Origin of the sequence: Serratia sp. H402Y, assembly GCF_051172415.1 — a bacterium.
GTDB classification, from domain to species: Bacteria; Pseudomonadota; Gammaproteobacteria; order Enterobacterales; family Enterobacteriaceae; genus Serratia; species Serratia ureilytica.
This window is the reverse complement of the sequence record NZ_JBPIYZ010000001.1, coordinates 1,189,509-1,202,187: the sequence shown is the minus strand read 5'-3', so window position 1 is coordinate 1,202,187 and position 12,679 is coordinate 1,189,509. Positions and strand designations below refer to the sequence as shown.

Genomic DNA, 12,679 nt, shown 5'->3' with positions numbered 1-12,679 from the left:
GCGGGAGGCGGCTTATTCGCGCGGAAAACCGGCCCCCAGCGGCGCCAGCTGCATCACGCGGCTGGTCACCACCCGGTTTTTGCCGCTGCGCTTCGCCTCATACAACGCTTCGTCGGTCATGGCGATCGCCTTGTCCAGCATCATGCCAGGCAGATACAGCGACACACCGATGGACATTGTGATGTGCGCTTCGTCGTGCGCATTCAGCAAGAACGTCGAGCTTTCCACCGCGCTGCGAATGCGCTCGGCCACCCCGCCGATCACCTGCGGATCGTAGCTAGCGGTGATCACCATAAACTCTTCGCCGCCGTAGCGCCCGACAAAGTCCTCATTGCGCACGCTGTTTTGCAACAGCCGCCCCACGCTCGCCAGCAGCACGTCGCCGGCCGGGTGACCGTAAGTGTCGTTGATGTTTTTGAAGTTATCCAAATCGAGGATCATCAGCCCGCACGGGCGACGTTCGGCGCGCTGCAGCATCAGGTGATAATCGACGCTGGCGCGGTTGTTGATGTGGGTCACGCTGTCGGTCGTGGCGCGCGCGCGCATCGCGAAATAGGCGTACATGTGACGCTCTTTGAAATTCAGCGCATGATAGCAAATCGCCAGACAGAGCGCCGAAGCCGCTTGGTACAGCAACACATCCGGCCACAGCCCGCTCAGGTCCACCAACAGCCACACCACAACGATGCGATACAGCGCGATGACGCCGATCGTCAGGTAAAACACCCGATGGGATTTCTTCAGCCACACCCGCGACAGCAGCAGCGGCGCGACGATCGAGGCGATGAACAGGTTATCGACGGTGAAGCCGCCGGTCAGTGCCATAGCGAACAGAAAGCTTACCAGCCCGCTGACGCCGCCGCCGAAGAACGTCACCAAAATCATCGGGATCATCGCAAAGCTGTAGTGAACCTTATCGGTCAGCTCCAGGCGGTCCTGGCTTAAGTACAGCACCGCCACGCCGGCCAGCAGGCCGAAGACGATGCGCTTCCACCGTGCGGATTGATAAGAAAAAGGGGCATTCTTGCTGAGCAGGAAATAGCTTATCGACAGCGTGGCGTAAGTGATGCAGGCGTCGCTGTAAAGGGTAGAAATGGACGCAATGTAAGTCATAAATAATCAGCGCGCTCCTCGGTGTCGCCAGGGGGTAATATGCAGACGTTGAATAACGCATCCCTGTCGTCTCCGCTTCGGCGGCGGCCATTTTACACGGTCTATTAATAGAGTAGCAGTTCTATCTTATCGCTAAGCCGTCTATCTCATGGCGAACGCTTCAGGCTACTCTGTGCTTTGGGTTATCTGGGGAGAACCGCATGAATATCGACGATGAACTGCACGCACTCAGCGAACAGGAAGCGACGCTGGCGTTTGCGCATTTTGACGCCGCGACCGCCTGGGAACTGGGTGCGGCGCTGAAAACCGCCGCCGAGCGGCGCGGCCTGAGCATCGCCATCGAGATCCAGCTGGCCGGGCAAACGCTGTTTTATTACGCCATGCCGGGCACCACGCCGGATATCGCCGACTGGGTGCGGCGCAAGCGCAACCTGGTGAACCATTTTCACAAAAGCTCTTACGCTATCGGCCTGCGCCTGCAGCAGCGCCAAACGTCGCTGGAGGAGCGTTACGGGCTGAGCGTACGCGACTATTCGGTGCACGGCGGCGCCTTCCCGCTCACCCTGACCGGCCTCGGCTGCGTCGGCAGCATCAGCATTTCCGGCGCGCCGCAGAAAGAAGATCATCAGCTGCTGGTGAGCACTTTAGCCCATTTTCTCGGCTTATCCCTGCCCACCCCGCGTTAACCGTCAAAATCTTGATTGTTCACTTCCTTTTCAGCCGCAGATTCTGCGGCTGACTTACTCATCAGCGGCATTTAGCGCCGGATAAAACGACGACTCTCTGATTTCCTGCGCCAAATTGATACAGGTCTGGTAATCCGCTGAGCAAAAGGCGTATGGTATCTGTCACGTGACAAGACGGACCTCATCGGGCCCGCCATTCCTTTCACTTTTGAAGATTTGGTACGCACCGTAGATGAAAACCCATGAAATAAACAAAATTCGCCCCTACAGCGCGCTGATAGACGCCTGCTGGCGGGAACCTTATAGCCTGGCGCGGTTGCTGAAAGACGCCATCGCCGGGGTGACGGTCGGCATTATCGCCATTCCGCTGGCGATGGCGCTGGCGATCGCCAGCGGCGTGCCGCCGCAGTATGGCCTGTATACCGCCGCCATCGCCGGCATCGTCATCGCCGTCAGCGGCGGTTCGCGCTACAGCGTCTCCGGCCCCACCGCCGCCTTCGTGGTGATCCTCTATCCGGTCTCGCAGCAGTTCGGCCTGGCCGGCCTGCTGGTCGCCACGCTGATCTCCGGGGTATTTCTGCTGCTGATGGGGCTGGCGCGCTTTGGCCGGCTGATCGAGTACATTCCGCTGCCGGTGACGCTCGGTTTTACCTCCGGTATCGCCATCACCATCGCCACCATGCAGATTAAGGACTTTTTCGGTTTGCAGCTGGCGCACACGCCGGAAAACTACGTCGGCAAGCTGTACGCCCTGCTGCAGGCGCTGCCGACGTTGGATCTCGGCGATACCCTGATCGGCGCGGTGACGCTCTTGATCCTGATCTTCTGGCCCAAACTCGGCCTGCGCGTGCCCGGCCACCTGCCGGCGCTGCTGGCGGGCACTGCGCTGATGGGGCTGCTGACGCTGTTTGACCACTCGGTGGCGACCATCGGCTCTCGTTTCAGCTACCTGCTGGCCGACGGCAGCAGCGGCCAGGGCATCCCGCCTATCTTGCCGCAGCTGCTGCTGCCCTGGGATCTGCCGGGCGGCGGCGGGCAACCGTTCAGCCTCAGTTGGCAAACCGTCTCCGCCCTGCTGCCGGCGGCGTTTTCGATGGCGATGCTCGGGGCGATCGAATCGCTGCTGTGCGCGGTGGTGCTCGACGGCATGACCGGCAAGAAGCATAACTCGAACAGCGAACTGATCGGCCAGGGCGCGGGCAACATCATCGCGCCGTTCTTCGGCGGCATCACCGCGACCGCCGCGATTGCCCGTTCGGCCGCCAACGTGCGCGCCGGCGCCACCTCGCCGGTATCCGCCATCATCCACGCGCTGCTGGTGCTGCTGGCGCTGCTGGTCCTGGCGCCGTGGCTCTCTTATCTGCCACTGGCGGCGATGGCGGCGCTGCTGTTGATGGTCGCCTGGAACATGAGTGAGGCCCACAAGGTGGTTTACCTGCTGCGCCGGGCGCCGAAGGACGATATTTTGGTGCTGCTGCTGTGCATGTCGCTGACGGTGCTGTTCGACATGGTGATCGCCATTACCGTGGGCATCGTGCTGGCGTCGCTGCTGTTTATGCGCCGTATCGCCCGCATGACGCGGCTGAGCGAACTGAGCGCCGACGATGGCCGCCTGGTGCTGCGAGTGAACGGCCCGCTGTTCTTCGCAGCCGCCGAGCGCATCTTTACCGAACTGTTGGCGCGCAGCGAGGGCTATCGGACGATCGTGCTGCAATGGGATGCGGTGCCGGTGCTCGACGCCGGCGGCCTGAGCGCCCTGCGTCGCTTTATCGACGTGCTGCCGGCGGATAAAAAGCTGGTGATCACCGACGTGCCGTTCCAGCCGCTGAAAACCCTGGTGCGCGCGCGGGTGCAGCCGATCGAGGGCCGGCTGCAGTTCTACCCGACGCTGCCGGAAGCGCTGGCGGACACCGGCGCCTAAACGTAAAAAAGCCCGACTCGTCGGGCTTTTTTTTGGCGATGAGCGCTTAGTTGCTGGTATCCAGCTCCGGGAAGCTCTTCACCAGGTCGTCGATGGCTTTCATCTGCGCCAGGAACGGCTCCAGCTTGTCCAGCGGCAGCGCGGACGGGCCGTCGCACTTGGCGTTGTTCGGATCCGGGTGCGCTTCGAGGAACAGCCCTGCCAGGCCAACCGCCATGCCGGCGCGCGCCAGCTCGGCCACCTGAGCGCGACGGCCGCCGGACGCGGCGCCGAACGGATCGCGGGTCTGCAGCGCGTGGGTCACGTCGAAGATTACCGGATGGCCGCCGGTCACGTTCTTCATCACGTTAATGCCCAGCATGTCGACCACCAGGTTGTCATAACCAAAGTTGCTGCCGCGATCGCACAGGATCACCTGGTCGTTGCCGCCTTCTTTGAATTTGTCGACGATGTTGCCCATCTGCCCCGGGCTGACGAACTGTGGCTTCTTGACGTTGATTACCGCGCCGGTTTTCGCCATCGCTTCCACCAGATCGGTCTGACGCGCCAGGAAGGCCGGCAGTTGGATCACGTCAACCACTTCGGAAACCGGCTGCGCCTGCGCCGCTTCGTGAACGTCGGTGATGATTTTCACGCCGAAGGTTTTCTTCAGCTCTTCGAAGATCTTCATCCCTTCTTCCAGGCCCGGACCGCGGTACGAGTGGATGGAAGAACGGTTGGCTTTGTCGAAAGAGGCTTTGAAAACGTAAGGAATGCCCAGTTTTTGCGTCACGGTGACGTAGTGCTCGCAGATGCTCATCGCCAGATCGCGCGATTCCAGCACGTTCATACCGCCAAACAGCACAAACGGCAGGTCGTTTGCTACGTCGATGTCGCCAATGCTAACCACTTTCTGTTTCATGCTTTCGCCTTTGTTAAGGTTGTAACCGTCGCCTTGCAAACTGCACGGAGTCATTGAATTAATGCAGCGTCACCTGTTTCGGCTCAATCGAATGGATCTGCACTTTGATCACTTCGCTGACCGGGTCTTCAGGACACTGCTCGACAAAATAGTTGAGATCGGAAATCGCGATATGGTTGCACTCCAGCTGGGCGTAAATCAGCCCGCGATCGCGGATCTCGTACGGATCTTCCGGATCGAAGCACAGCACCGTTTCGCTGGTGCGCAGCGCCATTTCCAGCTGCTTTTCTTCCATCAGGGCGGCCTTCAGCGTATCCAGCATCTTGCGCACCACCATGATGTTCTCGGATTCGTCGAGATCGTCGTCTTCCAGCTCGGCGCCCAGTCCCAGGTTGCCCTTGATCCACACTTCCAGCTGGTGTTCGCTCAGGGTTTCGCCGTTCAGCGGGTTGATCAGCCACAGCTCTTCATCCAGCCAATCGGCGCGCAGGATCAGCTGAGTGGGGAAAATCACCGGCAGCAGCGGCAAATCCAGCGCGTTGGCGATATGCAGGAAGATGGTGCCGAGCGAAACCGGCGTGCCCTGCCGCCCCTCCAGCACCTTATCCAACCAGATGGCGTCCGACAGGCGATAGACGCCGCTGGCGCCGCCGAATCCCCAGGTTTTGTAGAACAGTTCGATGAGCGCATCCAGTTGCTGCTCCTGTGTGATGTCGGCCGGCACCGCCGCGCGCGCTTCGTCCACCAGCTGTTGCAGCTTGCGCTCCACGTCGGCGGCAGGGAAATCACGCCTTACCGACTGCGACACCAGGATCACCCCTTCGCTCAGCGGCGAGGTGTTAAATTCAAAATCAGCAATGCTACTCATAGGTATCCCATCAGAAACGGTATTTTCGTCGTGGCAAGTTTAATTATCAGATACAGACAGCCCAACGCCAGCACGAACGCCACGGTTCGCAGCCGCTGACTTTTGGTCTTCTTGCCCAATGCGACGTAGCCAAGCAGGATATAGATAATAACGCCAAACAGCTTCTCGGTCAGCCATGAGTCCATACCCAGCAGCGGATAAAACCCGAACGTCACCACCAGCGCGATGCCGCTGACGAACAGCAGCGTATCGTTCAGGTGCGGCGCTATCTTGACCCAGCGGCGCCCCACGATCGGCGAGCGGCGCCACTGCCAGTAAAAACGCAGCACAAACAAGGTAATACTGATGGCGACCGTCAGCAAATGGAAATGTTTCAACGCGGTGTATGCAGTCATGATGCTCCCTTAGATGGCCCGGACGTCGTTATTATGAGGGGCGCTTATCCCGGCCATTGGCCGAGCGTCACACGATCGTTGTCGCCGTAATCACGGTGGGTGGCGACAGCGGAAAATCCGGCGGCCTGCAGCAGCGCGCGCACGCTCTCACCCTGCTGCCAACCATGTTCCAACAGCAGCCAGCCCTGTGGCTGCAGATAGTGCGGCGCCTGGCGCACGATGGCGGCCAGATCGGCCAGCCCGTGCTCGGCGGCCACCAGCGCGCTGCCCGGCTCGAAGCGCACGTCGCCCTGCGACAAATGCGGATCGGCGGCGTCGATATAGGGCGGATTGCTGGCGATCAGCGCAAAGCGTTGCCCGGCCACGGGCGCAAACCAGCTGCCCTGTAAAAATCGAACGTTGTCGATCTTCAGCTTGTGCGCATTGTGCTGCGCCAGCGCGACCGCGTCCGGCTGCACATCGACGCCGATTGCCGAACAATCCGGGCGCTCGCTGGCCAGCGCCAGCGCGATGGCGCCGGTGCCGGTGCCGAGATCGAGGAAGTGGCAGGGGTGCGGCGGCAGGCGCGCCAGCGCCAGTTCCACCAGGCATTCGGTATCCGGGCGCGGGATCAGCGTCGCGGGCGAGACCGACAGCGGCAGCGACCAAAACTCGCGCTCGCCCACCAGATAGGCCACCGGCTCACCGCGTTCGCGGCGCGCCAGCAGCGTCTCCAACTGCTGTTGTTGCGGCGGCGTCAGCAGGGTTTCCCCGAACGCCATCAGGAAGGTTCTGGCCTTGCCGGTCACGAAACCCAACAGGATTTCCGCGTCGCGCCGGGCGCTGTCGCTGTGGGTCAAACGCGCGGCGGCGGCTTTCAGCCAGTGTTGATAATCCATCACTCTTGCTCGGCGGACAGCGCAGCCAGCTGATCGGCCTGATACTCCTGCACGATCGGCTGGATCAGCATGTCCAGTTTGCCTTCCATCACTTCGTCCAGGCGGTAAAGCGTCAGGTTGATGCGGTGGTCGGTCACCCGCCCCTGCGGGAAGTTGTAGGTGCGGTTGCGATCGGAACGATCGCCGCTGCCCAGCAGGTTGCGGCGAGTGGACGCCTCGGCCTGCTGGCGCTTGGCCATCTCGGCGGCGCGAATGCGCGCGCCCAGCACCGACATCGCCTTGGCTTTGTTTTTGTGCTGTGAACGTTCGTCCTGACACTCCACCACGATGCCGGTCGGCAGGTGGGTAATGCGGATCGCCGAGTCGGTGGTGTTAACGTGCTGGCCGCCGGCGCCGGAAGAGCGGAAGGTGTCGATTTTCAGATCGCCCGGGTTGATGTCCGGCAGCTCGGCTTCCGGCACTTCCGGCATCACCGCCACGGTGCAGGCGGAGGTGTGGATGCGCCCCTGGGATTCGGTTTCCGGCACGCGCTGCACGCGATGGCCGCCGGATTCAAACTTCAGCTGGCCGTACACGCCGTCGCCGGAAACTTTGGCGATCACTTCTTTGAAGCCGCCGTGCTCGCCTTCGTTGGCGCTCATCACCTCGACGCGCCAGCGGCGGCCTTCGGCGTAACGGCTGTACATGCGGAACAGATCGCCGGCGAAGATCGCCGCCTCATCGCCGCCGGTGCCGGCGCGCACTTCGAGGAAGCAGCTGCGCTCATCATCCGGATCTTTCGGCAGCAGCAACACCTGCAGCTGCTGTTCCAGCTCTTCGCTGCTCGCCCGCGCCTGTTTCAGCTCTTCCTGCGCCATCTCGCGCATCTCCGGATCGTCCAGCATCGTTTCCGCCGTCTCCAGATCCTCCTGCACCTGACGCCATTCCAGGAAGCAGCGGCTGACGTCGGTCAGCTGCGCGTATTCTCGCGACAGCGCGCGGAACCGGTCTTGGTCGGCGATGACGCCGGCATCGCCGAGCAGCGCCTGCACTTCTTCATGGCGCTCTTGTAACGCTTCCAGTTTGGCAACAATAGAAGGCTTCATGCGTGGTAATAAACCCTGTTAATAGAGAAAACTAATGCTGATCCAGCCCGAGGCTGTCGCGTAATAACTGCAACCGCTCCACGTCGCCGTCGCCGGCGGCCTGCTGGAGGGATTTGGTGGGGGCATGAATAAGACGGTTGGTCAGTTTATGGGCCAGCTCGTGAATAACCTGCTCCACGTTGGCGCCCTGCGCGATGGCGGCCAGCGCTTTGGCCTCCATTTCTGCGCGGATCTGGTCGGCCTGCGAACGGTAGTCGCGGATGGTTTCCACCGCGCCCTGCGAACGCAGCCAGGCCATGAAGTTGGTGCTTTCCTGCTGCACGATCGACTCCGCCTGCACCGCCGCCGCTTTGCGCTGCGCCAGGTTGCTTTGAATGATGGCGTGCAGATCGTCCACGCTGTACAGATAGGCGTTGGCCAGTTTGCCGACCTCCGGCTCGATATCGCGCGGTACGGCGATATCCACCAGCAGCATCGGCTGGTTGCGGCGCGCCTTCAGCGCGCGCTCCACCATCCCCTTGCCGATGATCGGCAGCGGGCTGGCGGTGGAACTGATGATGATGTCGGCGTCCGCCAGGCGTTCGTCGATCTCCGGCAGGGTGATCACCTCAGCGCCGACCTCGTCCGCCAGCAGCTGCGCGCGCTCGCGGGTGCGGTTGGCGATGATCATGTGCCGCACTTTGTGTTCGCGCAGGTGGCGCGCCACCAGCTCGATGGTTTCACCGGCGCCCACCAGCAATACGTTGAGATCGGCCAGCGATTCGAAGATCTGCCGCGCCAGGGTACAGGCGGCGAAAGCCACGGAGACCGCGCTGGCGCCGATTTCGGTTTCGGTGCGCACGCGCTTGGCAACGGAGAAGGATTTCTGGAACAGCCGCTCCAGCTCGCCGGACAGCGACTGGCCGCGTTGCGACTCGGCGAAGGCCTTTTTCACCTGGCCGAGGATCTGCGGTTCGCCCAGCACCAGAGAGTCCAACCCGCTGGCCACCCGCATCAGATGGCTGACCGCGTCGTTGCCCTGATGCCAGTACAGGCTTTTCTTCACCTCTTCCGGGCGCAGGTTGTGGTACGCGCACAGCCAGGCGACCAGCTGCTCGTGCATGTGTTCCTGTTGCTCTACGCTGAGGTACAGCTCGGTGCGGTTGCAGGTGGACAACACGACGCCGCCCTGCACCAACGGTTGTTGGAGCAAGCTGGTTAGCGCCTCATCGATGGACTCTGGCGAGAAGGTCACCCTTTCACGCAGAGAAACCGGAGCGGTTTTGTGATTTATACCTAACGCCAGCAGGGTCATTGCTTCGAGTAATACTTATCTTGGTACGGGTTCTCGTTGAACGGCATTCTACTTGATGCGCGGGATCAATAAAAGTAACAACCGCATCTTCCGTTCAATCGCTGTCATAGATGACATCAATCGATGAAAATCAATAAATTCATAATGTTGTCAAAATAGTGAACGCTTTACCTTCGCTGCTCGCTGGTGACGCCACGCGAATCGCAGACAGAACGGCATGCCATAGCAAAATTATGAACTAAAAACTCCGCCGTGCGGGATTAAAAATACGGTCGACCGGGCACGGAAGTCGAGCCCCCGACACAGCGGCTCGACGTGCACAATGAATTACTCCGTTCTCCTGATCATCCGTAGCCCGGTGATTTTGTTATACACGCGCTTCGAGAAGCTGATGGAAAAATCATCGACCGGTACGACAAACCTCGCGAGCAGCAAAGTGGCGGCGATCGCGATAGCCGAAACGCTCAGCATACTGGCGACGGACGCCGTCGCAAAACCTTGGGTCAAGTAGATCGTCAAAATGATCACGGGAATGTGGATGATATAAACTGGGAACGAGAGCTTGCCCAAATAAACCAACCCTTTATTTTCCAACATCCGACTGAGGGAATGGCTGGTTAACACGCCGTAGACAATAAATATGCCGGAGAGGAAATTGAGGAACATATACGAACGATAGCCGAGGAGTTTGGTTACCCATGTATAGCTTGCGCTATCATTGTGAACGCCGGCAAAATACAATCCAATGATAAGGAGCACAAGGCCAACGTAATTATTCTTATAGGTAATATTAAAGGCCGAGTAAACAAATCCAAAGAAGAAACAGATCATCCCTAACGCAATGGGGATACTAAAAGGTACGATAGCCAATGACGCCAGCAGGAACAGAGACAATGATTGCCACTTGCTTCTTTTATAAACGATGCAGGCCATATAGATAAACAATGAGCCGATTAACTCAATTTTCATCGTCCAAAGTACGGGGTTATATATATATCCATCCCAAACGGAACCACCTACGAAAGATCCCAGGGCACCATAGGTAAATGCGCCAATCAAAGAGGGGTCGCTGATAAGGAAAGGATCGAGCCATGCCGAAACACCAGGAAACTCTCGCGCGCCACCAGAAATAAAGAATAAGACCAGAAGCATCAACAAGCAAGAAAAGGTAGCTGGAATGGCCAACCTGAAATATCGTGTAAATGATGTCAGAAAATAATATTCGTCGCTTTTTTTCTCAATCCCCCGGGATAAAACAATCCCGCTCATAACAAAGAAAACAAAAACGGCGGATGTTCCAGAGTATAGAAAACCGAAAAAGGATTGATGAAGAAACTGTTGAACAGGAAAGCGCTCAGAAATCGTTCCCCCAGAAAAATTATGCAGATGCACAAAATAAATCAAGGACAAATGGGAAAGCACAACCGCCAAACTTGCAACGCCCCGAATAGAGTCAAGGCACCTAAGCTTTGACTCTTTTTTTGAAACCGAATTTTCCACAGTCAATTCCCAATAAATAAATATAGGAATATTAGTACTAATTACATAAAAGACAATCCAATCAAATGAAGAACAATTGGCATGAAATTTAATTAAAATGTCACCTTGACATTTTGCAAAAACAAAAAACAAAAATAAAACAATCAACTAACATTGATTTTTTATTTTAAAAAATCGCAAGTCAGCACTCGAGCGCCTGAGGTATTTCCTAATAGTATTCCTATCATTTCAGAATTAACTCAGGTTTTAAGTTCAGGAGATGAACGGCCCCCACATGTTTGCACGATGGTACATCGGTAGGTTAAATCGACCAAAAAATGGTCCAGCATACTGAATGTTTAAGGCGAAAATTAGCGAGAACGACAATTGCTGTGCCAATATTCATAACACGCTATCATTGACGCGTCGCCGCCGCCCCGTTAGCGTGAGCGCTGAATCCGGGTTTCGTCGCGCATGCCCGCAAGGACAAAAGGACAAGAGAAAGTTATGCCAATACGCAAAGTTAGTTTGCTCCGTCTGATCCCGCTGGCCAGCCTGGTGCTGGCCGCCTGTACCACCACCAAGCCGACCGGCCCGGCCACCAGCCCAACCTCACCGCAGTGGCGCGCCCATGAGCAGGCGGTGCAACAGCTCAGCACCTATCAGACCCGCGGCTCCTTCGCCTACTTGTCTGATCAGAAAAAAGTCTACGCCCGCTTCTTCTGGCAGCAGTTCTCGCCGGAGCGCTACCGCCTGCTGCTGACCAACCCGCTGGGCAGCACGGAAATGGATCTCAACGTGCAGAAAAACGTGGTGCAGCTGACCGACAACCAGGGCAAACGCTATGTCAGCGACAACCCGGAAGAGATGATCCGCAAGCTGACCGGCATGGCGATCCCGCTGAACAACCTGCGCCAGTGGATGCTCGGCCTGCCGGGCGAAGCCAGCGATTTTGCGCTGGATGACCAATATCGTCTGAGCAAACTGACCTACCAGCAAGGCGGCCAGACCTGGAAAGTGGATTACCAGGGCTACAGCAACGAGGTGCAGCCGACGCTGCCGAACCGTCTGGAGCTGCAGCAGGGCGACCAGCGCATCAAGCTGAAGATGGATAACTGGACACTCAAATGATCCGCCAGTGGCCCTCCCCCGCGAAACTCAACCTGTTTCTGTACATCACCGGCCGTCGTGAAGACGGCTATCACCTGCTGCAGACGCTGTTCCAGTTTTTGGACTACGGCGACACCCTGACCATCGACCCACGCCAGGACGACCGCATTCACCTGCTGACGCCGGTTGAGGGCGTGCCGGACGAGCAGAACCTGATCGTGCGCGCCGCCCGCCTGCTGCAACGCTATTGCGATGAACGCGGCCTGCAAACCGCGCCGCGCGGCGCCGATATCAGCATCGACAAACGCCTGCCGATGGGCGGCGGTTTGGGCGGCGGCTCCTCCAACGCCGCCACCGTGCTGGTGGCGCTGAACGAATTGTGGCGCTGCGGTCTTGGCGACGACCAACTGGCAGAGCTGGGGCTCAGCCTCGGCGCCGACGTGCCGGTGTTCGTGCGCGGCCACGCCGCCTTCGCCGAAGGCATCGGCGAGCGCCTGCAGCCGGCCGATCCGCAGGAAAAATGGTATCTGGTGGCGCATCCCGGCGTCGGCATCCCGACGCCGGTTATCTTCGGCGACGCCGAATTGAAAAGAGATACCCCGGTTCGCTCCTTAAGTGAGCTGTTGCAGGCGCCGTACGCAAATGATTGCGAACCGATCGCAAGAAAACGTTTTCGCGAGGTTGAACAGCTTCTTTCATGGCTGTTAGAATACGCCCCGTCACGCCTGACTGGCACAGGTGCTTGTGTGTTTGCTGAATTCGACACAGAAATCGCCGCCCGTCAGGTGTTAAATCAAGCCCCGGAGTGGTTGTGTGGTTTTGTAGCGCGCGGCGTTAACGTCTCCCCACTACATCGCATCCGTTCCGGGCGGTTTGAGTCGTAGCTCAACGTTTCGCTGCGCAGGGTCATGCACACCTGGCCCTGTTATCCCTGCGCTGCCTGCGGTCT

At 58.8% G+C, this 12,679-nt stretch carries 12 protein-coding genes; 4 read left to right on the top strand and 8 right to left on the bottom strand.

Annotated features, from left to right (window positions below; genetic code table 11):
- Nucleotides 1-12 precede the first annotated feature (12 nt).
- Nucleotides 13-1,113, bottom strand: coding sequence for a GGDEF domain-containing protein (locus ACSBQS_RS06120; RefSeq protein ID WP_108680535.1), 1,101 nt, complete (start codon nucleotides 1,111-1,113; stop codon nucleotides 13-15).
- 200 nt (nucleotides 1,114-1,313) lie between these two features.
- On the opposite strand from ACSBQS_RS06120, the gene ACSBQS_RS06115 reads away from it, so the two are divergent.
- Together ACSBQS_RS06115 and dauA are read left to right on the top strand one after the other, a co-directional pair.
- Nucleotides 1,314-1,799: a heme-degrading domain-containing protein gene (locus ACSBQS_RS06115; RefSeq protein WP_042784262.1), complete on the top strand. Its 486-nt coding sequence runs from the start codon at nucleotides 1,314-1,316 to the stop codon at nucleotides 1,797-1,799.
- Between the two features lie 232 nt (nucleotides 1,800-2,031).
- Nucleotides 2,032-3,720, top strand: coding sequence for a C4-dicarboxylic acid transporter DauA (gene dauA, locus ACSBQS_RS06110; RefSeq protein WP_342164922.1), 1,689 nt, complete (start codon nucleotides 2,032-2,034; stop codon nucleotides 3,718-3,720).
- A 46-nt stretch (nucleotides 3,721-3,766) separates the two neighbouring features.
- Here dauA and kdsA read toward each other — a convergent pair whose 3' ends face one another.
- The 7 genes from kdsA to ACSBQS_RS06075 form a co-directional block, all read right to left on the bottom strand.
- Entirely contained in the window at nucleotides 3,767-4,621 is an 855-nt protein-coding gene (kdsA, locus tag ACSBQS_RS06105) for a 3-deoxy-8-phosphooctulonate synthase (RefSeq protein ID WP_004941087.1), read from the bottom strand.
- 58 nt (nucleotides 4,622-4,679) lie between these two features.
- On the bottom strand, nucleotides 4,680-5,489 hold the full coding sequence (gene sirB1 / locus ACSBQS_RS06100; protein WP_033642759.1) for an invasion regulator SirB1: 810 nt from the start codon (nucleotides 5,487-5,489) through the stop codon (nucleotides 4,680-4,682).
- A complete protein-coding gene (locus ACSBQS_RS06095; protein ID WP_033642758.1) occupies nucleotides 5,486-5,884 on the bottom strand; it encodes a SirB2 family protein in 399 nt (132 codons plus the stop codon). Before ACSBQS_RS06095 ends, sirB1 begins: the two co-directional genes overlap by 4 nt.
- Nucleotides 5,885-5,928: 44 nt before the next feature.
- Nucleotides 5,929-6,762, bottom strand: coding sequence for a peptide chain release factor N(5)-glutamine methyltransferase (prmC, locus tag ACSBQS_RS06090; protein ID WP_147839161.1), 834 nt, complete (start codon nucleotides 6,760-6,762; stop codon nucleotides 5,929-5,931).
- Nucleotides 6,762-7,847, bottom strand: a complete 1,086-nt coding sequence (gene prfA, locus ACSBQS_RS06085) for a peptide chain release factor 1 (RefSeq protein WP_042784257.1) — start codon at nucleotides 7,845-7,847, stop codon at nucleotides 6,762-6,764. Before prfA ends, prmC begins: the two co-directional genes overlap by 1 nt.
- Before the next feature lie 31 nt (nucleotides 7,848-7,878).
- On the bottom strand, nucleotides 7,879-9,141 hold the full coding sequence (gene hemA / locus ACSBQS_RS06080; RefSeq protein WP_019454778.1) for a glutamyl-tRNA reductase: 1,263 nt from the start codon (nucleotides 9,139-9,141) through the stop codon (nucleotides 7,879-7,881).
- Between the two features lie 327 nt (nucleotides 9,142-9,468).
- Complete coding sequence (locus ACSBQS_RS06075; RefSeq protein ID WP_047026264.1) at nucleotides 9,469-10,641, bottom strand: acyltransferase family protein; 1,173 nt, start codon at nucleotides 10,639-10,641, stop codon at nucleotides 9,469-9,471.
- A gap of 486 nt (nucleotides 10,642-11,127) precedes the next feature.
- On the opposite strand from ACSBQS_RS06075, the gene lolB reads away from it, so the two are divergent.
- Both lolB and ispE read left to right on the top strand, forming a co-directional pair.
- Nucleotides 11,128-11,751, top strand: a complete 624-nt coding sequence (lolB, locus tag ACSBQS_RS06070; RefSeq protein WP_025302493.1) for a lipoprotein insertase outer membrane protein LolB — start codon at nucleotides 11,128-11,130, stop codon at nucleotides 11,749-11,751.
- On the top strand, nucleotides 11,748-12,614 hold the full coding sequence (gene ispE / locus ACSBQS_RS06065; protein WP_342164925.1) for a 4-(cytidine 5'-diphospho)-2-C-methyl-D-erythritol kinase: 867 nt from the start codon (nucleotides 11,748-11,750) through the stop codon (nucleotides 12,612-12,614). Before lolB ends, ispE begins: the two co-directional genes overlap by 4 nt.
- The last annotated feature ends 65 nt before the right edge of the window (nucleotides 12,615-12,679 follow it).

Coding starts and splice junctions, on each gene's coding strand:
- ACSBQS_RS06120 (WP_108680535.1), bottom strand. CDS start 1,113: ATGACTTACATTGCGTCCATTTCTACCCTTTACAGCGACGCCTGCATC.
- ACSBQS_RS06115 (WP_042784262.1), top strand. CDS start 1,314: ATGAATATCGACGATGAACTGCACGCACTCAGCGAACAGGAAGCGACG.
- dauA (WP_342164922.1), top strand. CDS start 2,032: ATGAAAACCCATGAAATAAACAAAATTCGCCCCTACAGCGCGCTGATA.
- kdsA (WP_004941087.1), bottom strand. CDS start 4,621: ATGAAACAGAAAGTGGTTAGCATTGGCGACATCGACGTAGCAAACGAC.
- sirB1 (WP_033642759.1), bottom strand. CDS start 5,489: ATGAGTAGCATTGCTGATTTTGAATTTAACACCTCGCCGCTGAGCGAA.
- ACSBQS_RS06095 (WP_033642758.1), bottom strand. CDS start 5,884: ATGACTGCATACACCGCGTTGAAACATTTCCATTTGCTGACGGTCGCC.
- prmC (WP_147839161.1), bottom strand. CDS start 6,762: ATGGATTATCAACACTGGCTGAAAGCCGCCGCCGCGCGTTTGACCCAC.
- prfA (WP_042784257.1), bottom strand. CDS start 7,847: ATGAAGCCTTCTATTGTTGCCAAACTGGAAGCGTTACAAGAGCGCCAT.
- hemA (WP_019454778.1), bottom strand. CDS start 9,141: ATGACCCTGCTGGCGTTAGGTATAAATCACAAAACCGCTCCGGTTTCT.
- lolB (WP_025302493.1), top strand. CDS start 11,128: ATGCCAATACGCAAAGTTAGTTTGCTCCGTCTGATCCCGCTGGCCAGC.
- ispE (WP_342164925.1), top strand. CDS start 11,748: ATGATCCGCCAGTGGCCCTCCCCCGCGAAACTCAACCTGTTTCTGTAC.